Source organism: Streptomyces sp. NBC_00234, assembly GCF_036195325.1.
In the GTDB taxonomy this organism is placed as follows: Bacteria; Actinomycetota; Actinomycetes; order Streptomycetales; family Streptomycetaceae; genus Streptomyces.
The window spans coordinates 6432017-6457946 of record NZ_CP108101.1 but is presented as its reverse complement, the minus strand read 5'-3'; the positions used below and the strand labels follow the sequence as shown (position 1 = coordinate 6457946).

25 protein-coding genes are annotated in these 25930 nt (G+C 71.6%); 13 read left to right on the top strand and 12 right to left on the bottom strand.

The annotated features are described in order from the left end of the window. Positions 1–43: 43 nt before the first annotated feature. The 13 genes from OG230_RS28385 (at position 44) to OG230_RS28325 (ending at position 11533) form a co-directional block, all read left to right on the top strand. The gene (locus tag OG230_RS28385) at positions 44–1273 is read left to right on the top strand and encodes a M23 family metallopeptidase (RefSeq protein WP_328906568.1); all 1230 of its coding nucleotides are present in this window, start codon (positions 44–46) and stop codon (positions 1271–1273) included. A gap of 93 nt (positions 1274–1366) precedes the next feature. Continuing rightward, positions 1367–1963, top strand: a complete 597-nt coding sequence (locus tag OG230_RS28380) for a GNAT family N-acetyltransferase (protein ID WP_328906567.1) — start codon at positions 1367–1369, stop codon at positions 1961–1963. 119 nt (positions 1964–2082) lie between these two features. Further along, positions 2083–2166: a putative leader peptide gene (locus OG230_RS28375; RefSeq protein WP_309486338.1), complete on the top strand. Its 84-nt coding sequence runs from the start codon at positions 2083–2085 to the stop codon at positions 2164–2166. Positions 2167–2280: 114 nt separating this feature from the next. Beyond that, on the top strand, positions 2281–3978 hold the full coding sequence (locus OG230_RS28370; protein ID WP_328906566.1) for a nitrite/sulfite reductase: 1698 nt from the start codon (positions 2281–2283) through the stop codon (positions 3976–3978). Next, on the top strand, positions 3975–4154 hold the full coding sequence (locus tag OG230_RS28365; protein WP_328906565.1) for a hypothetical protein: 180 nt from the start codon (positions 3975–3977) through the stop codon (positions 4152–4154). The genes OG230_RS28370 and OG230_RS28365 overlap by 4 nt, the downstream gene beginning before the upstream one ends. Next, positions 4151–4867, top strand: coding sequence for a phosphoadenylyl-sulfate reductase (locus tag OG230_RS28360; protein ID WP_328906564.1), 717 nt, complete (start codon positions 4151–4153; stop codon positions 4865–4867). The genes OG230_RS28365 and OG230_RS28360 overlap by 4 nt, the downstream gene beginning before the upstream one ends. Further along, positions 4867–5436, top strand: a complete 570-nt coding sequence (gene cysC, locus OG230_RS28355; protein ID WP_328906563.1) for an adenylyl-sulfate kinase — start codon at positions 4867–4869, stop codon at positions 5434–5436. The genes OG230_RS28360 and cysC overlap by 1 nt, the downstream gene beginning before the upstream one ends. Then, the gene (gene cysD, locus OG230_RS28350) at positions 5433–6368 is read left to right on the top strand and encodes a sulfate adenylyltransferase subunit CysD (protein WP_328906562.1); all 936 of its coding nucleotides are present in this window, start codon (positions 5433–5435) and stop codon (positions 6366–6368) included. The genes cysC and cysD overlap by 4 nt, the downstream gene beginning before the upstream one ends. Position 6369: 1 nt before the next feature. Beyond that, positions 6370–7722 carry a sulfate adenylyltransferase subunit 1 gene (locus OG230_RS28345; RefSeq protein ID WP_328906561.1) on the top strand — a complete coding sequence of 451 codons (1353 nt, stop codon included), beginning with the start codon at positions 6370–6372 and terminating at the stop codon, positions 7720–7722. Between the two features lie 234 nt (positions 7723–7956). Continuing rightward, complete coding sequence (locus OG230_RS28340) at positions 7957–9072, top strand: aliphatic sulfonate ABC transporter substrate-binding protein (RefSeq protein ID WP_328906560.1); 1116 nt, start codon at positions 7957–7959, stop codon at positions 9070–9072. Between the two features lie 43 nt (positions 9073–9115). Beyond that, positions 9116–9907: an ABC transporter ATP-binding protein gene (locus tag OG230_RS28335; protein WP_328906559.1), complete on the top strand. Its 792-nt coding sequence runs from the start codon at positions 9116–9118 to the stop codon at positions 9905–9907. Next, entirely contained in the window at positions 9894–10772 is an 879-nt protein-coding gene (locus tag OG230_RS28330) for an ABC transporter permease (protein ID WP_328906558.1), read from the top strand. Before OG230_RS28335 ends, OG230_RS28330 begins: the two co-directional genes overlap by 14 nt. An 8-nt stretch (positions 10773–10780) precedes the next feature. Next, positions 10781–11533 carry a sirohydrochlorin chelatase gene (locus OG230_RS28325; protein WP_328906557.1) on the top strand — a complete coding sequence of 251 codons (753 nt, stop codon included), beginning with the start codon at positions 10781–10783 and terminating at the stop codon, positions 11531–11533. 18 nt (positions 11534–11551) lie between these two features. Here OG230_RS28325 and OG230_RS28320 read toward each other — a convergent pair whose 3' ends face one another. The 12 genes from OG230_RS28320 to OG230_RS28265 all read right to left on the bottom strand — a co-directional run bounded on the left by OG230_RS28320 (position 11552) and on the right by OG230_RS28265 (position 25890). Then, on the bottom strand, positions 11552–12364 hold the full coding sequence (locus OG230_RS28320; RefSeq protein ID WP_328906556.1) for an ABC transporter ATP-binding protein: 813 nt from the start codon (positions 12362–12364) through the stop codon (positions 11552–11554). Between the two features lie 4 nt (positions 12365–12368). After that, entirely contained in the window at positions 12369–13472 is a 1104-nt protein-coding gene (locus tag OG230_RS28315; RefSeq protein WP_328906555.1) for a FecCD family ABC transporter permease, read from the bottom strand. Positions 13473–13474: 2 nt separating this feature from the next. Next, positions 13475–14500: a FecCD family ABC transporter permease gene (locus OG230_RS28310; protein ID WP_328906554.1), complete on the bottom strand. Its 1026-nt coding sequence runs from the start codon at positions 14498–14500 to the stop codon at positions 13475–13477. An 80-nt stretch (positions 14501–14580) separates the two neighbouring features. Then, complete coding sequence (locus tag OG230_RS28305; RefSeq protein ID WP_328906553.1) at positions 14581–15639, bottom strand: iron-siderophore ABC transporter substrate-binding protein; 1059 nt, start codon at positions 15637–15639, stop codon at positions 14581–14583. 76 nt (positions 15640–15715) lie between these two features. Continuing rightward, positions 15716–17500, bottom strand: coding sequence for an ABC transporter ATP-binding protein (locus OG230_RS28300; RefSeq protein ID WP_328906552.1), 1785 nt, complete (start codon positions 17498–17500; stop codon positions 15716–15718). Then, positions 17497–19188, bottom strand: coding sequence for an ABC transporter ATP-binding protein (locus OG230_RS28295; protein WP_328906551.1), 1692 nt, complete (start codon positions 19186–19188; stop codon positions 17497–17499). The genes OG230_RS28300 and OG230_RS28295 overlap by 4 nt, the downstream gene beginning before the upstream one ends. Positions 19189–19343: 155 nt before the next feature. After that, positions 19344–19727, bottom strand: coding sequence for a nuclear transport factor 2 family protein (locus OG230_RS28290; RefSeq protein WP_328906550.1), 384 nt, complete (start codon positions 19725–19727; stop codon positions 19344–19346). Between the two features lie 254 nt (positions 19728–19981). Continuing rightward, a complete protein-coding gene (locus tag OG230_RS28285) occupies positions 19982–21184 on the bottom strand; it encodes a S8 family peptidase (RefSeq protein ID WP_328906549.1) in 1203 nt (400 codons plus the stop codon). 334 nt (positions 21185–21518) lie between these two features. Further along, positions 21519–22718 (bottom strand): macrolide-inactivating glycosyltransferase, encoded by a 1200-nt coding sequence (mgt, locus tag OG230_RS28280; protein ID WP_328906548.1) that lies wholly within the window; start codon positions 22716–22718, stop codon positions 21519–21521. Positions 22719–22772: 54 nt separating this feature from the next. Continuing rightward, positions 22773–24062 carry an ABC transporter substrate-binding protein gene (locus OG230_RS28275; RefSeq protein WP_328906547.1) on the bottom strand — a complete coding sequence of 430 codons (1290 nt, stop codon included), beginning with the start codon at positions 24060–24062 and terminating at the stop codon, positions 22773–22775. Then, on the bottom strand, positions 24062–24901 hold the full coding sequence (locus OG230_RS28270) for a carbohydrate ABC transporter permease (RefSeq protein ID WP_328906546.1): 840 nt from the start codon (positions 24899–24901) through the stop codon (positions 24062–24064). The genes OG230_RS28275 and OG230_RS28270 overlap by 1 nt, the downstream gene beginning before the upstream one ends. Further along, on the bottom strand, positions 24898–25890 hold the full coding sequence (locus OG230_RS28265) for a carbohydrate ABC transporter permease (protein WP_443051394.1): 993 nt from the start codon (positions 25888–25890) through the stop codon (positions 24898–24900). Before OG230_RS28265 ends, OG230_RS28270 begins: the two co-directional genes overlap by 4 nt. Positions 25891–25930: the final 40 nt, after the last annotated feature.

Below are 25930 nucleotides of genomic sequence, written 5' to 3'. Positions count from 1 at the left end.
ATTCCCGGGAACGAGCTGCGCCCTCGTCGGAGGAATCGGATTGATGTCGCATCGAAGACGCCGCACGTCGTCCCTCGCGAGAATCGTGACGACCCTCGCGGTGGCAGCCGCGAGCACACTGCTCACCGCAGGACCGTCCGTGGCGGCCGGTTCGGGGAGGGCGGTGGCCGTCCCCGGCCCGGAGGCCGCGGTGACCGCGCATCTGCACGACCGCGGACAGCAGCGGACCGGCGCCGCGGCCCCGGCCGGCCGGCCGGTGGTGAAGGTGACGCGCGAGGCCGGGGCCTGGGCCCACGGCACCGCCGTGCTGGCCACCGAGCCCGGCGCGGACCGGATGCCGGAGGGCTGGCTGTTCATCGCCCACCGGGAGAAGGGCTCCTGGCAGGTGGCGTTCGACGGCGAGCAGCGGTTCGCCGAGCTCTCGGCCCGCTCCACCCTCACCAGGGCCGCCGAGAAGCCGCTCTTCGCCGACCAGGACGGCAGACAGCCGGCCGCGCGCACCGACGGGATCACACCGCTCGCCGGGAGTGACTTCCGCACGGGCATGGCCCTTCCCTGGGCCACCGGCCAGACCTGGGCCATGACCTCGGGTCCGCACGGCTGGGGCGGCACCGAGGCCCCCTGGAGCTCGGCGGACTTCGCCGGGGGCGACCAGGCGGTACGCGCGGCGCGCGGGGGCACGGCGTACACGATGTGCACGGGCTGGGTCCGCGTCATCCACGACCGCGGCTACTCCACGGACTACTACCACCTGTGGAGCAACATCAGCGCCAACGGCACCGCCGTGGGAGCCGGCGCCTTCCTCGGCAACACCGGTACGGACGTCACGTGCGGCGGCGCGGCCTACGGGCGCCACGTCCACTTCGGCCTGCGACAGAACAGCGCCTACGTGGGGCTGGCCGGCCACGGGCTGGGCAAGTGGGTCGTCGAGAACGGCGGCGCCGCCTACCAGGGCTCGGCGCTGCACGGCAGCGTCCGCGTCGGCGCCGGGGGCAACCTCTACAACTACGGCGCCCTCGGCCTGAACCAGGGCGTCATCGACGCCAACGGGGGCGGTTCGGTCAACAGGCGCACGGGGCCGGGCACCGGCTACGCCGTCAGCGGCTCCGTCGCCGACGGGGCCACGGTCACGGTGTCCTGCTCCGCGAACGGCACCTCGCACACCGGCCGCTACGGCACCACCAGTCTCTGGAACAGACTCTCGGACGGTACGTGGGTGAGCGACGCGTACATGTGGACGGGCGTCAACGGGGCCATCAACGGCTCCTGCTGAGCCGCGGCCCTAGGGGCCCGGGACCGGGTCCGGGCCCTGACCAGGACCCGGACCCGCCTTGGCCGAAATCGAACGGCGTGATTCCCTGGCCGTATGAGCACCCCCTCGCGCCCCGACACCGCCACCGCCCCGGTGACCATCTGGTCCCTGGAGCAGACCTCGCCCGCCGACCTGCGGCCCTCCGCCGCCCCCGACGGCGATGTGCGGGTCGTACGCTCCGAGAGGCCGCTGCCCGAGTTCAGCCGCTTCCTCTACACGGCGGTCGGCGGCGACATCCAGTGGACCGACCGGCTCGGGATGTCGTACGCGCAGTGGCAGGACGCCCTGGACCGGCCCGGGGCCGAGACCTGGGTGGCGTACGAGAACGGCACCCCGGCCGGTTACGTGGAGCTCGACCCGCAGGACGACGGCGTCGTGGAGATCATGTACTTCGGCCTGATCCCGGCTTTCCGGGGACGGCGGATCGGCGGGCACCTCCTCTCGGTCGGCGTGGCACGCGCCTGGGACCTGGCCGAGCGCTGGCAGGAGCGGACGCCGACGAAGCGGGTGTGGCTCCACACCTGCTCCAAGGACGGCCCGCACGCCATGGACAACTACCTGCGCCGCGGTTTCCGGCTCTTCGACACCCGGATCGAGCAGGAGGCGGAGGTCGAGACGCCCGGCCCCTGGCCCGGGGCGCACACCGCCTGAGTCGACTTGTCGACCCCACGGGAGTGACGGAGGACACAGGGTCTCACTGTTCGAGACCATGTCGTCCACATTGTGGATCGTGGTGGACTGCTCGGAACTGCGCGTGACACGCTTCCGTCATGTCTGGAACTGGAATTGCCTTGGTGAGTCGGCGGCACGTCGACCTCGGCCGCATGTCCAGCGCCATCTGTCCGGCGAGCTGAGAAACCCAGCATCGCCGAGATCCCTTTACCTGTACTGACCCAGCGCACCGCCGCGCCTCCGCGCGAGTGTGCAGTTCAGAGCCGCCCTCCCGCAGTCCCGAAGGACGTATTGTCATGGCCGCCACCCCGGAACAGCCTGCGACCACCGCGCCCCGCCGCAAGGCCGGACGCCACCGTGGCGAGGGCCAGTGGGCGATGGGGCACTTCACCCCGCTCAACGGGAACGAGCAGTTCAAGAAGGACGACGACAGTCTCAACGTGCGGACACGTATTGAGACGATCTACTCCAAGCGCGGCTTCGACTCGATCGACCCCAACGACCTGCGTGGACGGATGCGCTGGTGGGGCCTCTACACCCAGCGCAAGCCCGGCATCGACGGCGGCAAGACCGCGATCCTGGAGCCGGAGGAGCTGGACGACCGCTACTTCATGCTCCGCGTCCGCATCGACGGCGGCCGGCTGACCACCGCACAGCTCCGCGTCATCGGTGAGATCTCGCAGGAGTACGCGCGGGGCACCGCCGACATCACCGACCGGCAGAACGTCCAGCTGCACTGGATCCGCATCGAGGACGTTCCGGCGATCTGGGAGAAGCTGGAGGCCGTCGGGCTCTCCACCACCGAGGCGTGCGGTGACTGCCCCCGCGTGATCATCGGTTCCCCGGTGGCGGGTATCGCGGCGGACGAGATCATCGACGGCACCCCGGCGGTCGACGAGATCCACGACCGCTACATCGGCAGCCCCGAATTCTCCAACCTGCCCCGCAAGTTCAAGACCGCCATCTCCGGCTCGCCGGTGCAGGACGTGGTCCACGAGATCAACGACATCGCGTTCGTCGGTGTCGACCACCCCGAGCACGGCCCCGGTTTCGACGTCTGGGTCGGCGGCGGGCTCTCCACCAACCCGCGGCTCGCGGAGCGGCTCGGCACCTGGGTGCCGCTCGACGAGGTCCCGGACGTCTGGGCCGGAGTCGTCGGCATCTTCCGCGACTACGGCTACCGCCGGCTGCGGACCCGCGCCCGCCTGAAGTTCCTGATGGCCGACTGGGGTCCCGCCAAGTTCCGCCAGGTGCTGGAGGACGAGTACCTCAAGCGCCCGCTGCTCGACGGACCGCCGCCCGCCCAGCCCTCCTCCCGCTGGCGCGACCACATCGGCGTCCACCAGCAGAGCGACGGCCGGTTCTACGTCGGCTTCGCCCCGCGCGTCGGCCGCGTGGACGGCTCCACCCTGGCCAAGATCGCCGACCTCGCCGCGGCGCACGGCTCGGACCGGCTCCGTACCACCGTCGAGCAGAAGATGATCATCCTCGACGTGACGGAGGACCGGGTCGAGTCGCTGGTCTCCGGTCTGGAGGCGCTCGACTTCCAGGTCAGGCCGTCGCCGTTCCGGCGCGGCACCATGGCCTGCACCGGGATCGAGTTCTGCAAGCTGGCCATCGTCGAGACGAAGGCGCGCGGCGCCTCGCTCATCGACGAACTGGAGCGCCGCATGCCGGACTTCGAGGAGCCGCTGACGATCAACATCAACGGCTGCCCCAACGCCTGCGCCCGTATCCAGACGGCCGACATCGGTCTCAAGGGCCAGCTCATGCTCGACGACGAGGGCAACCAGGTCGAGGGCTACCAGGTGCACCTCGGCGGCGCACTGGGCCTGGAGGCCGGCTTCGGCCGCAAGGTCCGTGGCCTCAAGGTCACTTCGGCCGAACTGCCCGACTACGTCGAGCGCGTGCTGGGCCGTTTCCAGGAGGAGCGCGAGGACGACGAGCGCTTCGCGACCTGGGCCGCCCGCGCCAGCGCGGAGTCGCTGTCATGAGCGAACGAGCCGCGCCGTTCTACTGCCCGTACTGCGGCGACGAGGACCTGCGTCCGCACGAGACCGGGCACGGCGCCTGGGAATGTGCCTCCTGCAACCGCGCGTTCCAGCTGAAGTTCCTGGGGCTGCTGTCCCAGGGACTGAAGCGCAACGACGTTGAAGGGGACGGGATATGACGGGCACTCTGCAAGCCGGCGAGCTCACCGACGAGGCCCTGAGGGAACTGGCCGAACAGGCGGGACGGGACCTGGAGAACGCCTCCGCGACCGACATCCTGAAGTGGGCGACCGACACGTTCGGGACGCGGTTCTGCGTCACGTCCTCGATGGAGGACGCGGTGGTCGCGCATCTCGCCTCGCGCGTCGCCCCCGGTGTGGACGTGGTGTTCCTCGACACCGGCTACCACTTCCCCGAGACCATCGGCACCCGGGACGCGGTGGACGCGGTGATGGACGTGAACGTCATCACGCTCACCCCGCGGCAGACCGTGGCCGAGCAGGACGCCGAGTACGGGCCGAAGTTGCACGACCGCGACCCCGACCTCTGCTGCGCCCTGCGGAAGGTCAAGCCCCTTGAGGACGGCCTGACTTCGTACACCGCGTGGGCGACCGGCCTGCGGCGGGACGAATCACCGACCCGGGCGAACACACCGGTGGTGGGCTGGGACGAGAAGCGGCGCAAGGTCAAGATCTCGCCAATCGCCTCTTGGACGCAGGACGACGTGGATGCCTATGTTGCCGAACACGGCGTGCTGACCAACCCGCTCCTGATGGACGGATACGCCTCCGTGGGCTGCGCGCCCTGCACCCGGCGGGTGCTGGAGGGCGAGGACGCACGGGCCGGCCGGTGGGCCGGGCGGGGCAAGACCGAGTGCGGGCTGCACGGCTGATGACAACGGATCAGGAGACTTCGATGAGCGTGACGGAGACAGGGGCCACCGTCTGGCTGACCGGTCTGCCGAGCGCGGGCAAGACGACCATCGCGTACGAGCTGGCGGGCCGGCTGCGCGGTGACGGGCACAAGGTGGAGGTGCTCGACGGCGACGAGATCCGGGAGTTCCTCTCCGCGGGCCTCGGCTTCTCCCGCGAGGACCGCCACACCAACGTCCAGCGGATCGGCTTCGTCGCCGAACTGCTGGCGGCGAACGGCGTGAAGGTGCTCGTCCCGGTGATCGCGCCGTACGCGGACAGCCGCGACGCGGTCCGCAAGCGCCACCGGACCGAGGGCACCGCCTACCTGGAGGTGCACGTCGCCACCCCCGTCGAGGTGTGCTCCGAGCGGGACGTGAAGGGGCTGTACGCCAAGCAGGCAGCGGGCGAGATCAGTGGTCTCACCGGGGTCGACGACCCCTACGAGGCACCCGAGTCGCCCGATCTGCGGATCGAGTCGCACCAGCAGACCGTGCAGGAGTCCGCAAGCGCGCTGCGCGCGCTGCTCACCGAGAGGGGCCTGGCGTGACGACCGTCGCCACCGTGCCGGAAGGCACCGTCCATCCTTACGCGCTCAGCCACCTGGACTCCCTGGAGTCCGAGGCCGTGCACATCTTCCGCGAGGTGGCGGGAGAGTTCGAGCGGCCGGTGATCCTGTTCTCCGGCGGCAAGGACTCGATCCTGATGCTGCACCTGGCGCTCAAGGCGTTCGCGCCCGCGCCGGTGCCGTTCACGCTGCTGCACGTCGACACGGGGCACAACTTCCCCGAGGTCCTGGAGTACCGGGACCGCACCGTCGAGAAGCACGGGCTGCGGCTGCACGTCGCCTCCGTACAGGAGTACATCGACGCCGGGAAGCTCCGCGAGCGCCCCGACGGCACGCGCAACCCGCTCCAGACGGTGCCGCTGACCGAAGCCATCCAGCAGCTCCGCTTCGACGCGGTGTTCGGCGGCGGGCGCCGCGACGAGGAGAAGGCGCGCGCCAAGGAGCGGGTCTTCTCGCTGCGCGACGAGTTCTCGCAATGGGACCCCCGCCGGCAGCGCCCCGAGCTGTGGCAGCTCTACAACGGCCGCCACGCGCCCGGTGAGCACGTGCGGGTCTTCCCGATCTCGAACTGGACCGAGCTCGACGTCTGGCAGTACATCGAGCGCGAGGGCATCGAGCTCCCCGGGATCTACTTCGCCCACGAGCGCGAGGTCTTCAGCCGCTCCGGGATGTGGCTGACGGCGGGCGAGTGGGGCGGCCCCAAGGACCACGAGACGGTCGAGACCCGGCTGGTGCGCTACCGCACCGTCGGCGACATGTCCTGCACCGGCGCCGTCGACTCCGACGCCACCACGCTGGACGCCGTGATCACCGAGATCGCCGCCTCCCGTCTCACCGAGCGGGGCGCGACGCGCGCCGACGACAAGATGTCCGAGGCCGCGATGGAAGACCGCAAGCGCGAGGGGTACTTCTAACATGACCACACCCACCCAGCAGGCCGCCGAGGTGTCGACCACCACGCTGCTTCGCTTCGCCACCGCGGGCTCGGTCGACGACGGCAAGTCCACCCTCGTGGGACGGCTGCTGCACGACTCCAAGTCGGTCCTCACCGACCAGCTGGAGGCCGTCGAGCACGCCTCGCGCAGCCGTGGCCAGGAGGCGCCCGACCTGGCGCTGCTGACCGACGGACTGCGGGCCGAGCGCGAGCAGGGCATCACCATCGATGTCGCCTACCGCTACTTCGCCACGCCGGCCCGCCGGTTCATCCTCGCCGACACACCGGGCCATGTGCAGTACACCCGCAACATGGTGACCGGGGCCTCGACGGCCGAGCTGGCCGTGGTCCTCGTCGACGCCCGCAACGGTGTCGTCGAACAGACCCGCCGGCACGCCGCCGTCGCCGCGCTGCTGCGCGTCCCGCACGTGGTCCTGGCCGTCAACAAGATGGACCTGGTCGCGTACGCGGAGCCCGTGTTCGCCGCCATAGCCAAGGAGTTCACCGCGTACGCGGCGTCCCTCGGCGTCCCGGAGATCACCGCGATCCCGATCTCGGCACTCGCCGGTGACAACGTCGTGGAGCCCTCGGCCAACATGGACTGGTACGGCGGCCCGACCGTGCTGGAACACCTGGAGACGGTGCCGGTCAGCCACGACCTCACCGCCTGCCACGCCCGGTTCCCCGTGCAGTACGTCATCCGTCCGCAGACCGCCGAGCACCCCGACTACCGCGGCTACGCGGGCCAGATCGCCGCGGGAGCCTTCCGCGTCGGCGAGTCCGTCACCGTCCTTCCCTCGGGCCGCACCTCGACGATCGCGGGGATCGACGCGCTCGGTGAGAGCGTCGACGTCGCGTGGGCACCGCAGTCCGTCACCATCCGGCTGGCCGACGACATCGACGTCTCGCGCGGCGACCTGCTCGCCCCCGCCGACGACGCGCCCGCGGTCACCCAGGACGTCGAGGCGACGGTCTGCCACGTGGCCGACCAGCCGCTCTCGGTGGGCCAGCGGGTGCTGCTCAAGCACACCACCCGGACGGTCAAGGCGATCGTCAAGGACATCCCGTCCCGCCTGACCCTCGACGACCTCTCCCAGCACCCCGCGCCGGGGCAGCTGGTCGCCAACGACATCGGCCGGGTCGTCGTGCGCACCGCGGAACCGCTCGCGCTCGACTCGTACGCGGACTCCCGCCGTACCGGGTCGTTCCTGCTGATCGACCCCGCGGACGGCACCACGCTCTCCGCCGGCATGGCGGGCGCCTCGTTCGCCGAGGTCGCCGGGTCCGTCCAGGACGAGACCCCGGCGGGCGACGACGCCGGATGGGACTTCTGATGGGTATCGACGTCTTCTCGACCTTCGCGAAGGAGGGCGGCCGGGTCGGCAGCGGCGCCCTCGGCAGCGGCCAGGGCGGGGTCGGGCGATGTGCGTGATGACGTACGCGCACTGCCTGCGCGCCCGCTTGCACCACCCGCACCGCCAGTTCAGACGAAGACCTGCCGACCACCCGGCCGCGTCCCCGGACTTCCGGGGGACGTGAACGCCGGGACGACGAGAGGAAAGCCTCCCGTGTCTGCCCCACGTTCCACCGTTCGCCGCAGCCTCGCAGCTGCCGCCGCTCTGCCGCTGCTCGCCGTGGTACTCACGGCCTGCGGTTACGGCTCCGACGCCAAGGACGACGACTCCAAGAAGTCGAACGTCTCCGCCGACGGCAAGAAGCTCTCCGCGGACAGCGTGAAGATCGGCTACTTCCCGAACCTCACGCACGCCACCGCCCTGGTCGGTATCCAGGAGGGCCTGATCGCCAAGGAGCTCGGCGGCACCGAGGTGAAGCCCTCGACGTTCAACGCGGGGCCCTCCGAGATCGAGGCCCTCAACGCGGGCGCGATCGACATCGGCTTCATCGGCCCCTCGCCCTCCATCAACGGCTTCTCGAAGTCCGAGGGCAAGAGCCTGCGGATCGTCGGCGGTTCGGCCTCCGGCGGCGTCAAGCTGGTCGTCGACCCGAAGAAGATCAAGACCCTGGACGACCTCAAGGGCAAGAAGATCGCCACTCCTCAGCTCGGCAACACCCAGGACGTGGCGTTCCTCAACTGGATCTCCGAGAAGGGCTGGAAGGTCGACGCCCAGAGCGGCAAGGGCGACGTCTCCGTGGTCCGTTCGGACAACAAGGTGACGCCGGACGCCTTCAAGGCCGGTTCCCTGGACGGCGCCTGGGTGCCCGAGCCGACCGCGTCCAAGCTGGTCGCCGAGGGAGGCAAGGTCCTCCTCGACGAGTCCACGCTGTGGCCCGGCAACAAGTTCGTGATCACGAACATCATCGTGTCGCAGAAGTTCCTCTCCGAGCACCCCGACGTCGTCGAGGCGGTGCTGCGCGGTTCGGTGAACACCAACGCGTGGATCAACGCCAACCCGGACAAGGCGAAGGCGTCGGCCAACGCCGCGCTCAAGGAGCTCAGCGGCAAGGAGCTGGCTCCCGAGGTCATCGACCCGGCGTGGAAGTCCATCCAGTTCACGGACGACCCGCTGGCCGCCACGCTCGGCGCGCAGGCCGACCACGCGGTGAAGGCCGGTCTCCTGGAGGAGACGGACCTGACGGGCATCTACGACCTCGGTCCGCTGAACAAGATCCTGAAGGCCGCGGGCAAGCCCGAGGTCAGCGACGCCGGTCTCGGCGTCAAGTAGCCCGACCGCCCATCCGTTCCAGGATTCCCAGGAGGTGACGACCATGGCGACCACCACCCTCACCAAGGCCGAGGACCGTGCAGCGGTCGAGCACGCCGCTCGTATCTCGCACGTCTCGAAGTCCTTCGCCGGACCCACGGGTCAGCAGCTCGTCCTGGACGACATCACGCTCGATGTCGCTCCCGGCGAGTTCGTCACCCTCCTGGGAGCCTCCGGGTGCGGAAAGTCGACTCTGCTCAACCTGGTGGCCGGACTCGACCGCCCGACCGCGGGGTCCATCGAGACCCCCGGCGGGCGGCCGGCCCTGATGTTCCAGGAGCACGCCCTCTTCCCGTGGCTGACCGCGGGCAAGAACATCGAACTCGCCCTGCGGCTGCGCGGGGTGCCGAAGCAGGACCGTCGCGCGGAGGCCGAGCGGCTGCTCGAACTCGTGCGGCTGGGCGGGGCGTTCGGCAAGCGGGTCCATGAACTCTCCGGCGGTATGCGCCAGCGCGTGGCGATGGCCCGCGCGCTCGCCCAGGACAGCCAACTGCTTCTGATGGACGAGCCGTTCGCCGCGCTCGACGCCATCACCCGCGACGTGCTGCACGACGAACTGACCCGGATCTGGCGCGAGACGAACGCCTCGGTCCTCTTCGTCACCCACAACGTGCGGGAGGCGGTGCGGCTCGCCCAGCGGGTCGTGCTGCTGTCGTCCCGGCCGGGCCGGATCGCCCGGGAGTGGACGGTCGACATCGAGCAGCCGCGCCGCATCGAGGACACCGCGGTGGCGGAGCTCTCCGTCGAGATCACCGAAGAACTGCGTGGGGAGATCCGCCGACATGGCCAGCACTGACATCAAGACCGACGATCTGGCCGGTCTCGAAGCCGGACTCGACGCCCTGGACGCCGTGCAGGTGCGGCGGACCCCGGTGCGCGAGGTCCTGGTCGGCAAGGTCCTGCCGCCGCTGCTCGCGGTGGTGCTGGTGGTGGCGGTCTGGCAGCTGCTGGTCACCGCGCAGGTCACCGAGGACTACAAGCTGCCGCCGCCGTCCGCCGTCTGGGACAGCGCGGTCGACATGTGGCTCCAGGGGACGCTGCTGGAGGTCATCTGGACCAGCGTCTCGCGCGGCCTGCTCGGATTCCTGCTGGCCGTCGCCCTGGGTACGCCGCTGGGTCTGCTGGTGGCCCGGGTGAAGTTCGTCCGGTCCGCCATCGGCCCGATCCTGTCCGGGCTCCAGTCCCTGCCCTCGGTGGCCTGGGTGGCGCCGGCCGTGATCTGGCTCGGGCTCAACGACAAGATGATGTACGCGGTGATCCTGCTGGGCGCGGTCCCCTCGATCGCCAACGGCCTGGTCTCCGGTGTCGACCAGGTGCCGCCGCTGTTCCTCAGGGCCGGCCGCACCCTCGGTGCGACCGGGCTGCGCGGCACCTGGCACATCGTCCTGCCGGCGGCTCTGCCCGGTTACCTGGCGGGCCTCAAGCAGGGCTGGGCCTTCTCCTGGCGTTCCCTGATGGCAGCGGAGATCATCGCCTCCTCCCCCGATCTCGGCCTGGGGCTGGGGCAGTTGCTGGAGAACGGCCGCAACAACTTCGACATGCCGGGGATCTTCCTCTCGATCCTCCTCATCCTGTTCGTCGGCATCGCGATCGACCTGTTGATCTTCAGTCCGCTGGAGCGGTGGGTCCTGCGCAGCCGCGGCCTCCTCGTGAAGGGCTGAGTACCGGTATGCCGTCCCCCGTCCTCCTCGTCGTCGCCCACGGCAGCCGCGATCCGCGGCACGCGGCGACCGTGCACGCGCTCACCGAGCGGGTACGGGCGCTGCGGCCGGGGCTGCGCGTGGAAACGGGCTTCCTGGAGTTCAACGCGCCCTCGGTGCCCCGGGTGCTGGAACGCCTGGCCGCCGAGGGTGCGCAGGACGTCGTCACCCTGCCCCTGCTCCTCACCCGGGCCTTCCACGCCAAGACCGACATCCCGTCGGTGCTGCGCGAGGCCCGGACACGTCTGCCGCGGCTGCGCGTCCGGCAGGCCGAGGTCCTTGGCCCTTCGCCGCTCCTGAACGCGGCGCTGGAACAGCGGTTGTACGAGGCCGGGGTCTCCCCCGGCGACAAGGGCTCGACCGGGCTCGTCCTGGCCTCGGCGGGCTCCACGGACCCGGAGGCGATCGCAGTGATCGCTGAAATCGCGCGGGAGCTGCGGCACACCGGTTGGTGCGCCGTGCGGCCTGCGTTCGCCTCCGCATCTCTTCCCCGCACCGCTGACGCGGTGCGGGCCCTTCGGGCCGACGGGGTGCGCCGCGTCGCGGTCGCCCCGTACGTCATCGCGCCCGGCCGTCTGCCGGACCGGATCGCCGCGGGTGCGGCGGAGGCCGGCGCGGATGTGCTCGCCGGAGTCCTGGGCGCCGCGCCGGAACTGGCCCGGCTGCTGGTGGACCGCTACGACGCGGCGCGGTCCGAACGGCGGACGGCGCTCAGCGCCTGACCCCGCTTTCGCGGGGCCCTATGCCTTTGCTGGGGTGTGGTGCCGGCCGACCGGGATGACGAGCGGGGTGCCGCTCACCGGGTCCGCGGTGACCTGGCAGCGCAGTCCGAAGACGTCCTCCACCGTCGCGGCCGTGATGACGTCCTCGGGTGCTCCCTCGGCCACGATGCGGCCCGCCTTCATGGCGATGACGTGATCCGCGTACCGGCACGCCTGGTTGAGGTCGTGCAGCACCATCACGACGGTGCGGCCCTCGCGGCGGTTGAGGTCGGTGACCAGGTCCAGCACGTCGATCTGGTGGGCCAGGTCGAGATAGGTCGTCGGCTCGTCGAGGAGCAGGACCGGGGTGCCCTGGGCGACGGCCATCGCGATCCAGGCCCGCTGGCGCTGTCCGCCGGAGAGTTCGTCGACGGCGCGGTCGGCCAGGTCGGTGGTGCCGGTGGCCTCCAGGGCGTCGTGCACCGCCTGCTCGTCGGCCTTGGTCCACTGCCGCCACCAGGTCTGGTGCGGCGAACGTCCCCGGTTGACCAGGTCGATGACGGTCAGGCCCTCGGGGGCGACGGGTGACTGCGGGAGGATGCCGAGCTGCTGGGCGAGTTCCCGGGTGGGGATGGAGTGCAGCGCGCGGCCGTCCAGCCGGACGGCTCCTTCGCGCGGGGCCAGCAGCCGGGCCAGCGCCCTGAGCAGGGTGGACTTGCCGCAGGCGTTGGCGCCGACGATCGCGGTGACCCGGCCCGGCGGCACGGCCAGGTCGAGGTCCGTGACGACGGGACGGCCGTCGTAGCCCAGGTGCAGGCCCTCGGCCCGGAGGTCGGGTTCGGCGTCGGACATCGGTTCAGCCTCCTGAGCCCGCGCGGTTGACGCGGATGAGCAACCACAGCAGTACCGGGGCGCCGAGCACACCGGTGACGATCCCCACGGGCAGTTCGGTGCCGGGGATCACTTCGCGCGCGACGACGTCGGACGCGAGGACGACGAGGGCGCCGGTGAGTCCGGCGGCCAGGGGCGGCGGCCAGGCCGTGCGGCACAGCCGCTGGGCGATCTGCGGAGCGGCCAGCGCGACGAACGCGATCGGTCCGGCGGCTGCCGTCGCGAAGGCCACCAGGCCGACGCCGGTGAGCAGGACGACGAACCGCACGGTCTGTACACGGGTGCCCAGCCCGGTCGCGACGTCGTCGCCGAGCTGGAGCGTCCGCATCAGACGGCCGATCAGCAGGGCGGCGGGCAGCAGCACGGCGAGGGCTGCGGCGAGGGGTCCGGCCTGCTGCCAGTCGCGGCCGTTGAGGTTGCCGACGAGCCAGCCGAGGGCTTCCTGCGCCTGGAACCTGCCGCCCCGTGCGAGGAGGAAGTCGGTGGTGCTGAGGCAGATCCAGGACACGCCGATGCCGACCAGGATGATCCGGTAGCCGGTGGTGCCGCGCCGCCAGGCGAGCCCGTAGACGAGGAGGGCACTGGTCAGCGCGCCGAGGAGGCCGAGCGCCTGGGTGCCGGGCCCGAAGTCCCAGCCGAGCACGATGCCCGCCACCACGGCGGTCCCGGCGCCCTGGGTGAGGCCGATCATGTCGGGGCTGGCCAGCGGGTTGCGGGTCATGGTCTGGAACAGGGCGCCGGACATTCCGAACGCGATGCCGGCCAGCAGCCCGACCATGGCCCGGGGCAGCCGCAGTTCCTGGACGACGAGCAGGGTGCCGGCGTCGCCGGATCCCAGCAGCGCCCGGGCGACATCGGTGAGGGGGATGCCGTACTCGCCGACCGACACGTCCCAGCACAGGGCGAGGAACACGGCGACGGCGAGGGCCGCGGTCACCGCGAGCTGCCGCGGGTGCAGGATGCCGGAGACCGGCGGCCTGGCCAGCCGGAACGGCCGCCCGCCCACGGAGGCGCGCGGGGCGGGTACTTGGGCGTCGTCCGCCGGGGCGGGACGGGCACGGGGGGTCATGGTCATACCTCCGCGAGCTTGCGCCGGCGGACCAGGGCGATGAAGAACGGTCCGCCGATGAAGGCGACGATGATCCCGGCCTGTACCTCGACGGGCCTGGCGATCACCCGCCCGAGGATGTCGGCGGCGAGCAGCAGACAGGCGGCCAGCGCCGCGGACAGGGGCAGCAGCGCGCGGTGGTCGGGGCCGATTCCGGCGTACTGGGCGAGGACCCGTGCGACGTGCGGGACGACGAGGCCGATGAAGACGACGGGGCCGATGACCGCGACGGCGGCGCCCGTCAGCAGGGTGATGGCCAGCACGCCCTGGAGCCGGACGAGGCCGAGCCGGCGGCCCAGCGAGGCGGCGACGTCGTCGCCGAGGGCGATGCTGTTGAGGGCCGGGGCGCTCGCCAGTGCGAGCAGGGCCCCGACCCCCAGGAAGGGCAGGATGCTCAGGACCGTGGAGGTTTCCTGGTCGGCGAGCGAGCCGGCCGACCAGAACCGGAAGCGGTCCAGCGCGTCGGGGTCGGTGAGGACGACGGCGCTGGTCAGCGAGGACAGTACGGACGTCACCGCGATTCCGGCGAGCGCCAGTTTCACCGGGGTGGGCCCGGAACGTCCCAGCCGCCCCAACAGGTAGACCACGACGCTGGCGGCCATGGCCCCGGCGAACGCGAACCAGATGTAGCCGAACAGCGAGCCGATCCCGGCCACCCCGGCGGAGAGCACGATGGCGAAGGCCGCCCCCGCGCTCACCCCCAGGATGCCCGGGTCGGCCAGCGGATTGCGGGTCAGCGCCTGCATCACGCAGCCGGACAGGCCGAGCGCGGCACCCGCGGCGAGCCCGAGTGCCGTACGGGGAACGCGCACCGACCAGATGATGTCCTCGATCCGCTCACTGGCCGGGTGGCCGGTCAGCGCGTCGATCACCTGGCCGGGAGGGATCCGCAGAGCGCCGAGACCGATCGACAGCAGGCCGAGCACCACCAGCGCGGCGACGAGCAGGGCCACGAGCAGAGCGGGGCGCCATCGGGCGGGGCGGGTCACGGGGCTTGCTCCACGGTCCGGGTTCCTCACGGGCGGGTCACAGGGGGCGGGTCACAGGGGCTGGTCGGTGATCCGGCCGGTCAGGAGGCCGGCGCGGTGACCTTGGTGGCGGGCTTTCCGTCGACGGCCGCGGAGAGCAGGGGCGCCAGACGGTCGACGGTGTACGGGAGGCTGAGCGGGCTCACGAACGAGACCGCGTTGCCGAAGTCGCTGTTCGAGTCGACCAGCACCTCGCGCTCCTCCTTGGCCACCTTCAGGTCGCCGTAGAGCGGGTCGGCGTGCAGCTTCTTGCCGTCCTTGGCCACGTCGGTGACGAGCCACACGACGGCGTCGGTGTCCAGGAGGTCGGTGCGCTCCTTGCTGATGTTGGCGCCGAAGGCGTCACCGATGACCTTGTCCAGGTCGGTGGGGAGCGCGAAGCCCAGGGAGTTCAGGAGACGCGAGCGGTTGTCCTGGGTTCCGTAGACGAACGTGCCCTCGTACGGGGTCGCCATGACGGCGCTCGCGCCCTTGAACTCGGGGTGCTCCGCGGCGACGTCGGCGATGTGCTTCTCGGTCTTCGCGACGAGCGCGGTGGCTTCGTCGGCCTTGCCGAGGGCGCTGCCGACGGCCTCGGTCTGGTCCTGCCAGGAGATGCCGTAGTCCGGGAGGTCCTTGGGCTGGGCGACGACCGGGGCGATCTTGGAGAGGGTGCGGTACTGGTCCTTGGTGAGGCCGGAGTAGAGGGCCAGGATCAGGTCGGGGCGCAGCGAGGCGATCTTCTCGACCTGCGGTCCGGTGCCGGTGTCCCTGAGGACGGTGGGCGCCTTCCTGCCACCGAGCGCGTCCTGGGCCCAGGGGCCGATGGCGCCCGGGTAGCCGCCGAACCACTCGGTGGTGCCGACGGGGACCGTGCCGAGGGCGAGGGCGGCGTCCTGGTCGGACAGGCCCACGGTCACGACGCGCTTGGGCTCCGACTTCACGGTGGTGCTGCCGTACTTGTGCGTCAGGGTGACGGGGAAGGCCCCCTTCTTCGCCGAGCCGCCGTCGGCCGTCCCGCCGTCGTCGCCGTCGCCGGAGCCGCAGGCGGCCACCGAGAACATCAGCAGGGCGGACGCTGCCACGGCGGTCAGCCGGGTGCGCTGGAACAAGCGGAACATGACGGAGTCCTTCGGTGGGTTCGGTACGTCGGGGAGGGTCGGTACGGCGGTGTGTCCGGGCCGGGCCGCCGGGTGATCAGGGGTGCGGTGCGGTCCGGCTGCCGGACCAGGCCCGCCACAGGGCGGCGTACGGCCCGCCCGCGTCGCGGAGTTCGGTGTGCGTGCCGCTCTCGACGACCCGGCCGCCGTCGAGCACGACGACCCGGTCGGCGGCCACGGCCTGGGTGAGCCGGTGGGCGACGACGAGCGCGGTCCGTCCGGCGAGGGCCTGTTGCGCGGAGCGCTCCAGGTCGCGGGCGCCCGCGCTGCCCGCCTCGGCGGTGGCCTCGTCGAGCACGGCGACCGGTGGGTCGGCCAGGACGAGCCGGGCGAGGGCGAGTTGCTGGGCGCGGGCGGCGTCGAGGCGGTGGCCGCCCTCGCCGACGACCGTGCCGAGCCCGTCGGGCAGGGCCTCGGCCCAGGCCAGGGCGTTCACGGTGGACAGCGCTGTGCGCAGTTCCTCGTCGGTGGCGGCGGGCCGGGCCAGCCGGAGGTCCTCGGCGAGGGTGCCGGTGAACACGTGGACCTCCTGGGTGACCAGGACGACGGAGGGGCCCTCGGCGGCGCCCGCGACGTGGACGGTTCCTTCGGTGGGCTGCTGGACGCCGGCCACCAGCCGGGCCAGCGTGGACTTCCCGGCCCCGCTGGTGCCGACCAGCGCGACGTGCTCGCCGGGTGCCAGGGTCAGCGACACCTGGTGCAGTACGGGGCGTCCGGTGCCGTAGGCGTGGCTGACCGCGTCGACGGTGACGGCCGCCGCCGCGGCGGACGTCGTCCGCTGCCGCGGGAGGTGGGCGGCCGGCGGGGCGTCCCGCGTCCCCTCGCCGCCGGGGTCGGTCACTCCGACGAGCCGGGCGAGTCCGGCCGCCGCCGACTGGGCGTCGTCGAGCAGCACGAGCGCGGCGTTGACCGGCCCGAACAGGCTGTGGAAGTAGAGGGCGGCGGCCGTGGCCGTACCCACCGACACGGCACCGTCGCCGACCAGTACGAACCCGGTGACCAGGACCGCCGCCAGGCCGATGTACTCGGCGATGTGGAGGCGCCCGTAGAAGCCAAGCACGAGGTGGACCGCGCGCATCGTCAGCTCGACGGCGGCGCCGGAGCGCTTGGCCGCCCGCTCGGTGTGCTGCCGCTCCAGCCGGTGGCTCCGTACGGTCGTGGCGCCGCCGATGGTCTCCAGGAGCTGCTGCTGCTGGGCGCCATTGGCCACCCGGTGGTCGGCGTACAGGGTGACGGCGCGGCGCACGTACCAGCGGGCGGTGAGTGCCTGTACGGGGACGGCGAGGAGGGCCGCGAGCAGGAACCGTACGTCCAGCAGGGCCAGCGCCCCGAGGGTGAGGACGATCGCGAGGACCGAGCGTGCCAGTTCGGGCAGGGCGGAGCGGACGGCTTCGGCGACCCGGGCGACGTCGCCGGTGACGCGGGCGGTGAGGTCGCCGGCCCCGGCGCGTTCCAGCCGGTCGGCGGGGAGGGTGAGGACGCGTTCGACGAACTGCTCGCGCAGCCGGGCCAGGACGGTCTCGCCGAGGCGGGCCACCTGGGTCAGCCCGACCGTCGTCGTGACGCCCTGGACGACCGCGACCAGGACGAGCAGGAGAACCGGCTGGGTGAGCGCCGCGGCGGGGCGGCCCTCGGCAACGATGTCGACGACGTGACCGAGGAGCGGCTGGACGAGGAGGCCGACGGCGGTGGCCGCGATCAGGACACCGAGTCCGGCGACGGCCCGGCCCCGGTCGGGACGTACGAGGGTGCGCAGCGCGGCCCGGGTGCGGGCGGCGGACGCGACGGGCAGGAGTTCCCTGCCGTCGGGGGGCGTGGTCATGTGAGCACCGCCGCGCGGTAGACGGAGTTGTCGCGGACCAGGTCCTGATGGGTGGCGCGGGCCGTGATCGTGCCGCCGTCGATGAGGACGACGCGGTCGGTGGCGGCGAGCAGGGCGGGGCTGCTGGTGACGAGCACGGTGGTGCGGCCGGTCCGGGCGGTCCGTATGCCGGTGGCTATGCGGGCCTCCGTGGCGGCGTCCACCGCGGTGGTCGGGTCGTGGACGACCAGGACGTGGCGGTCGGCCGCCAGGGCCCGGGCGAGGGCGACGCGCTGGCGCTGGCCTCCGGAGAGGGAGCGCCCGCGCTCGCCGACCTGAGCGGCGGTGCCGCCGGGCAGGGCCGCGGCGACCTCGTCCGCCGCGGCGGCGGTCATCGCGGGGAGCGGGTCGGCTCCCGGCGGCGCGGCGGCGGTGACGTTGTCCAGGAGGGTGCCGTCGAAGAGCTGCGCGTCGTGTTCGGCCACCAGGAGCGCCGCGTGCAGGGAGTCCGGGTCCAGGCCGGTGAGGGGGATGCCGTCGAGTTCGACGGTGCCGGCCGCCGGGTCGCCGCGCCGGGCCAGGCAGTTCAGGAGTGCGGCGGCGTGGCCGGGGTCGGTGACGACGACACCGAGGTGTTCGCCCGGCTCGACGGTGAGGTCGAGTCCGGTGAGTCCGTCGTGGGAGAGTCCGCGCAGCCGCAGCTCTCCGCGTACGGGCACGGCGACCATCCCGGTGCCTCCGGTGGACTCCCCGGGTGCGGCGAGCACGTCGGCGATCCGGGCCGCGGACGCCCGTCCCTTGGCGAACTCGGCGCCGACCCAGGCCAGCATGCCGATCGGTCCGGGCAGGAAGAGGGCGAGTCCGACGGCGGAGACGAGGGCGCCGAGGCCGATGGAGTCGCTGAGGACGAGGCGGGCGCCGACGAGGGCGACCAGGGCGATGAAGAGGCCGGTGAGCGTCAGCATCAGGCCGCTCTGGAGGGCTTCGGCCCGGGCGGCGCGCACGTTGGCCGCCATGGAGGCCCGGCTGGTGTGCCGGTAGCGGTCGACTGCGGCGCGTTCGGCGCGCAGGCCCTTGAGTACGCGGACTCCCGCCACGAGGTCGGCGGCGACTCCGGACGCGTGGGCGGCCCGTTCCTGTTCGGCCTCGCTGCGGTGTTCCAGGGGCCGGGCGAGGAAGTGGCCCAGCGCCATCAGGACCGGGGCGCCCACCAGGACGAGCAGCCCGAGCGGGACGGAGGCCCGCAGCAGGAGCACCGCGCCCGCGACTACGCCGACGACGGCCGCGATCCCGAGGGTGAGGGCCATGTTCACGGCGCCCACGCGGCGGGCGTCCTCGGTGGCGACGTTCACCAGGGCGCCGGCCGGCCGCCCCGCCTCCGCCCCGCCGTGCGGTGCCAGTACCCGGCGTACGACGTCCAGGCGCAGCAGGTGCGCGGCCTGTTCGGCGGCGCGTTCACCGGCTCGGGCACCGAACCTGAATCCGAACGAGAGCATCGCGTAGACGAGGGCGAGGACGACGAGCCAGCGCGCGAGCGCCCCGCCGTCCGGGTCGACGACGGCACGGTCGACGACGAGACCGATCAGTACCGGGACGAGTGCCTCGCCGGTCTGGTGGGCCGCGCCGAGCACGGAGCCGACGACGACGTCCCTGCGCTGCCCCGCGACGGCGCGGCGGATGATGCCGCGCCCGGGCGTGTCAGCCCCCACTCGCCTTCCCCCTCGGGATCCCCGGAGCGTCGGAAACGAGACTCCCGACCGCGCACCTCCAGCCAAAACGAAGGCAAGGCTAACCTAAACCTCTCGCGGCGGGGAGTCCCGCCCCCTCCGACCGGTCCGGCCGGAGGCGGGGGCGTACAGGGAGGTCAGACCTCGGCGAACGGATCGTCGACGTACGGCGTGGCCTGGTGGAAGAAGAGGAGCCAGCCGTCCCCGGTCAGCCGCCACAGGGAACTGCGGTGGGAGTGCAGGCCCTTGGACTCGGTGTCGAAGGTGAGGTGCACGAGGTCGGTGCAGAGCTGGACGCCCCGCATCCGTGACGCCGTCAGCGGGCCGGGGCTCGGGGCGTCGACGGCGGTCAGGGCGGCGATGATCGAATCCCGGTTCCAGAGCCGTCCACTGGTGCCGATCTCGCGGAACTCGGGGTGGAGCAGGGAGACAAGGAGGTCCGCGGAGGCACGGACCACCGGATCGAGGAGCCGCAGCTCTCCGTCGATGGCTGCTGCCACGGCGGGCGACGGTTCAGTCACGGGTCATCTCCACAGGTTCCGCAGGGGCGTTCCGGCCACGGGTTGTCAGGACGATTCCACCGCACCCGTGTGGCCGCCTCGCATCGGTTCCCCGCGGGGAAACCGTGTACGTCGTGGTCATGGGCACACCATAGGACGATGCTCCCGGCCGGAGCGACCGCCGCGCCCCGTGGGGGAGGGCGCGGCGGTCGCGGATTCGGTGCGGCCGGGCGGCGGCGGTTGCCGACCGCCGCCCGGCCACTGCTCACGGTCGGTTACTCGACGACCTTCAGCAGCTTGTTCGCGGTGCCTTGGGTCGCGTTGGAGATGGCGTCGGGGGTGGCCCCCTCGGTCAGCGCCGTCGCGACCTGCTCCGGAGTGGCGTCCTGGTGTCCGGCCAGATAGACGGCCGCGGCACCGACGACGTGCGGAGTCGCCATGGACGTACCGGAGATGGTCTTCGTGCCGTCGTCGCTGTCGTTCCACGCCGACGTGATGTCCGATCCAGGGGCGTAGATGTCCACGACCGAACCGAAGTTGGAGAACGACGACTGCTCGTCGTCCACCGTGGACGAGGCGACCGTGATGGCCTCCGGGACGCGGGAGGGCGAGCCCTCGCCGGCGTCGCTGGACTCGTTCCCGGCGGCCACCCCGAAGGTGACGCCGGCGGCTATCGCCTTCTGCACCGCGGCATCGAGCGCGGGGTCCGCGCTGCCGCCGAGGCTCATGTTGGCGACGGACGGGCCCTGGTGGTTCGCGGTGACCCAGTCGATGCCCGCGACGACCTGCTCGGTGGTCCCGGAGCCCGAGTCGTCGAGCACCCGGACCGCCACGATCTTCGCCTTCTTGGCGACTCCGTGGGCGGCTCCGGCGATGGTGCCGGCCACGTGCGTGCCGTGGCCGTTGCCGTCGTCGGCGTTGTCGTCGTTGTCCACGGCGTCGAAGCCCGACGTGGCGCGGCCCTCGAAGTCGCTGTGCGTGACGCGGACACCGGTGTCGATGACGTACGCCGTGACGCCCTCACCGGCGGCGTCCGGGTAGGTGTACGCCTTGTCACCGGCGGTCTCGGCCTGGTCGATCCGGTCGAGACCCCAGGACGGCGGGTTGTCCTGGGTGGCGTTGATCGTGAACTTCTTGTTCTGGACGACCTTGTCGACGGCCGGGTCGGCGGCGAGCCGCTCGGCCTCGTTCTTCGACAGGCCGCTGGCGGAGAAGCCGTTGATCGCGGACTTGTAGTTCCGCTTGAGCTTGCCGCCGTACTCCTGGGCCAGCTTCGCCTTGTCCGCCTTCTCGTCCAGCATCACGATGTAGCTGCCGGAGACGGCTGTTGCCGCGTCCGCGCCGTAGACCGTGCCCGTCGCGGGTGCCGGTGCGGCTCCCGCGAACGAGGTGGAGAGAAGGGTGACTCCGGCTGCCGCCGCCACCGCGGTGATGGCCGCGGTCAGCTTGATCCGGCGTGCGCGCTTGTGAGTTGCCATGAAGAGGGATCTCCTCGTCATTCTTTGTGGGGGGATTGGCCCTCGGCCGGAAGATCTCCGGGGGCTGGCTCGAAACCCTGACCGATTGACACGCTCAGATCAAGACCTTCATGCAGCTGTGACTTACTCAACAAGGTTTCGTAATAAGAAATCGGCCACGCCCGGCCAAGTCGGACACAGCCGTCAACTGCCTTTATGCGCAGGGATCTTGCCTCGCGATGACCGGGTGCGACCGCCCCGCGGAAAGCAAAGGCCGCCTCCGGGCTCGCCGAACGGCGAGTGGAGACGGCCTGATTGCACCCCTGCCTGCTGAACCGGGCCCGCGGGCCCCTCGTCACGCGGGCAGTTCGGCCTCGATGAGATCGGCGGCCCGCCGCGTGCCGCCCTCCTCCGCCATCCGCTTCCGCACGGCCGCCGACCTGGCCGCCACCTGCGGATCGCCGACGAGGGCGAGCACGGCTTCGCGCAGGGTCCCGGCGTTCGCCTCCTCCATCGGGAGATGCCGGGCGACACCGAGTCCCTGGAGCATGTCCGCGTTGGCGAACTGGTCGACGGCCTGCGGAACGGCGACCATCGGCGTGCCGGTGGCCAGCCCCTCCTGGCTGCCGCCGGCGCCCGCATGGGTGATGAAGGCGTCCGCCTGCCTGAGCACCGCGAGCTGCGGCACCCAGGAGTGCACCTCCACATGGGCGGGTACGTCCCCGAGTTCGGACGGATCGACGTGGGCGCCGATCTGGAGCACCACGTGCCAGCCGGGCAGATCACGGAAGGCTTCGACGCAGTCGCGGTAGAAGGCGGGCTGCTTGGTGTACGAGGAGCCGAGGGAGACCAGCAGGACCTTCTCGGCGCCGGCCGGGCGCCGCCACTCCCCCTGGTCGGCCCGGTCGCCCTGGCACGCGCCGACGAAGGTGTGGACGGTGCGGTCCACCCGGTCGGCGTGCGGCTGGAGCGCCTCCGGGATGAGGACGACGGCCCGGCGCGGACGGGACACGAAGTCGTCCGCCGGCACCTCGCCCAGGCCGTTCTCCGCGAGCCAGGCGTCGAAGCGCGCGTAATAGGCCCTGCCCCGCTCGGTCTGCTTGAGGCCGGCGGCCATGGGCTCGCCCACCTCCTTCTCGTACCCGTCCCAGGGAACGAAGTTGGGCCAGAGGGAGACGGCGGGGACATCCCAGCGGTGGGCGAGGACGCGGGCCGGGTAGGAGGTGATGTCGTGCAGGACGAGGTCCGGCTCGTCCCCCTCGAAGGCGGCGACGAGCTGGGGCAGCGCCTGGATGCCGTCCTCGAGGAACGGTTCGATGTTGTCGATCAGTTCGGTGCCCCATGCCTCCGGGTCGTCGTCGACGGGCAGGACCGAGGTGTAGAGCACCGGCTCGGCTCCGGTGGCCGCGACCTTCTCGGCGAACGAAGCGGGGATGGCGTAACTGACGCGGTGCCCGCGGGCGACGAGTTCCCTGATGACTTCGAGGCTCGGGTTCACGTGCCCGTGGGCGGCGATGGAGAACATGGCGATGTGCGCACGCGGGGATTCCGTCATGCGCTCACCCTAGGCAAGACGAGACGTCTCGTCCACTCAATAGGCGCGGGCCGCTCAGCGCTGGTAGCGGGCCAGGACCCGGTTGCCGTCCTCGACCAGGCGTTTCCTCAGCTCCTCGGTGCCGATCGCCCCGCTGTAGTACTCCTGGAGGGCGGGGGTCGCGACCTTGTCCTTCCATTCGGGGTAGCCGCGTACGGACTGGGCGGGCGCCGGGCGCAGTGCCTTCGCCAGCGCGGTACCGGTCGACCAGCCGTTCTCGGCGGTGTGCAGTGCGGGGTCGGCGAGGGCCTCGGTGCCGGTCGGGAGCATCCAGTCGCCCTTGGCCAGCCGGACCATGTTCGGGGGCCGCAGCAGGAAGTCGACGAACCGCATCGCCTCCTTCTTGTACGGGCTGTCCTCGGCCACGGAAAGGGTCTGCGGGCTCACCCCCTGGGCGAGCCCGTCGGAGCCGGCCGGGGCGGGCAGGACCGTCCACTCGAATCCCTCGGGTGCCTGCTCGACGATCTGCTGCCGGTAGGCGAAGCCCAGCGGGACCATGGCGTACCTGCCGCCGAAGAATCCGGGAAGGGTGTCGGAGCCGCCCATGCCCAGCGCCGTCCGCGCGGCACTGCGGTCGGTGGTCACCTGGTCGTGAACGGTTCCGGGGATCACCTGGTCACCCTCGTCGAAGCGGATGGTCACCTTGCCGTCCGCGCCCCGGTGGAAGAGCTGCCCTCCGGCGGAGAGGCCGAGGTTGAGGGTGACGGAGACCGGCTCCTTCAGCGGCCAGGCGATCCCGTACCGCCCCTTGCCCGTCAGTTCCTTGGTGATCTGCCGGAACTCCGGCCAGGTCCACGGCTTCTCCGGGGTCGGGATGCGCACCCCGGAGGAGGCGAGGATCTTGGTGTTGGCGATCAGGACCCGGGGTTCCTGGAGGAACGGGACGCCGTAGACCCCGCCGTCGAACGTGGTGGTGCGCCAGGACTGCTCCGGAATGTCCGCGGTGAGCCGGTCCGGCAGGAGAGTGCGCAGGTCGGCGAGGTAGCCGCCGTACGCGAAGTCGGCGAGGTCGTCGGAGGCGTCGTGGATGACGTCCGGCGCCTCACCGCCCTCGAAGGAGGTGAGCAGCTGGTCGTGGACGTTGTCCCAGCTGCCCTGGACGTAGTCCACCTGGATGTCGGGGTGGGCCGCGTTCCACTCCTTCACCAGCTGCTTGTTGGCCTCGACGGACTCCTTCTGCCAGGCCAGCGACTGGAAGCTCAGCCTGATCGTGCCGTCCGGCCGCTCCCCGCCGCCGGAGCAGCCGCTGAGCAGCAGGGTCAGCGCGGTGGCCACGACGGCGGCGGTACGGGTGAGTGCGCGCATCAGCTCTTCACCGCCCCGGCCGTCATACCGCCGGTGATCCGCCTCTGGATGACCGCGAAGAGGACGAGGGAGGGGAGGGTGGCGAGGAAGGCCGCGGCGGCGAGGGGCCCGAGGTCGGCCACGCCCTCCGCGCCGAGGAAGTGGGTGAGGACGACCGGCAGGGTCTGCTTCTCCGGTGTCTTGAGCAGGACGAGCGCGAAGAAGAACTCGTTCCACGCGGTGATGAACGCGAAGAGCGCCGTGGCGACGATGCCCGGGGCGAGCAGCGGGGCGGTCACGGAGACCAGGGTCCGGAGCTTTCCCGCGCCGTCGACGGAGGCCGCCTCCTCCAGTTCGGGCGGCACGGCACGCACGTACCCCGCCAGCATCCACAGTGCGAACGGCAGCGACCAGACGACGTACACCATGACCAGCCCCCACAACGAGTTGATCAGATGCAGGTTCTTGAGGATCAGGAAGAGCGGGATGATCACCAGGACGAAGGGGAACGCCTGGCTGACCACGACCCAGCCGGTGGCGGCGTTCGACAGCCTGCCGCGGTGGCGGGCCATCACATAAGCCATGGGTGTGGCGATCACAACCGCGATCAGAGCGGCGGAGACGGCCGCGACCAGGGAGTTGCCCGCGGCCTGGAGCAGCGGCTGTTCGTCGAACGCCTGCCGGAAGTTGTCCAGGGTCGGATGCTCGGGAATCCAGGTCGGGTGCAGCGAACCCAGTTCGCGGGCGGGCTTGAACGCCGTGGAGATCAGCCAGGCGAACGGGAACGCCAGGAAGACGAGGTAGCAGAGCAGCGCGGCGTACTGCCCGGCGCGGGCGGATCTGCTGGTACGGAGGCTCACGTGTCCTCGCCTCCCCTGAGACGGCCGACGAGATAGCAGGCGAGCATCACGGAGATCACCGCGACCATCACGCAGCCCATCGCGGCGGCGTAGCCGAACTGGCCGTACCGGAACGCCTCTTCGTACGCGAAGAGCATCGGCAGCCGGGTGCGGCCACCGGGGCCGCCGTTGGTCAGGACGTAGACCAGCGCGAAGGAGTTGAAGTTCCAGATAAAGTTGAGCGCGGTGATGGCGAGGGCGACCGGCCTGAGGGCCGGCCAGGTCACCGTACGGAAGCGGCGCCAGGCCCCCGCGCCGTCCAGGGCCGCCGCCTCGTGGAGTTCGTGCGGGGTGTTCTGCAGTCCGGCGAGCAGCGCGACGGTGGTCTGCGGCATGCCGGCCCAGACGCCGACGACGATGACGGCGGGCAGCGCGGTGGCAAGGCCGGTCAGCCAGTCCCGGCCGTCGCCGAGCCCGAGATCGCGGATGGTCTCGTTGAGGATGCCCGCGTCGGGGTTGTAGACGAGCCGCCACATGATGCCGACGACCACTTCGGGCATCGCCCACGGAATGATCGCCAGCGCTCGCGCCAGCCAGCGCATACGCAGGTTCTGGCTGAGCAGCAGGGCGAGGCCCAGGGCGAGCACGAACTGCGGGACGGTGACACCGACCGCCCACAGGAGGCCGATCCGGAACGAGTCCCAGAAGAGCGCGTCGTGCAGCAGGTCCTGGAAGTTGAGCCCGCCGATCCACTGGGTGGACCGGGTGCGGCCGGACTGCGCGTCGGTGAAGGCCAGGGATATGCCGTAGAGCAGCGGTCCGACGCTGAGGACCAGGATCGGGATGAGGGCGGGCAGGACCAGGAACCAGGCGGCCCGGTCACGTCCGGTCCGCCGTTCCCGTCCGGCCCGGCGTTCCCGGCCGGGCTGTCCGCCGCGTGGACCGTTATGTCCGGACCGCTCCGTTGCGGTCGCCAGTGTCACGGATTCGACTCCTTTGCTCCATTGCATCGGATTCATTCCGGTCTGGCCGTCCAGGTGGCCTCCGTCA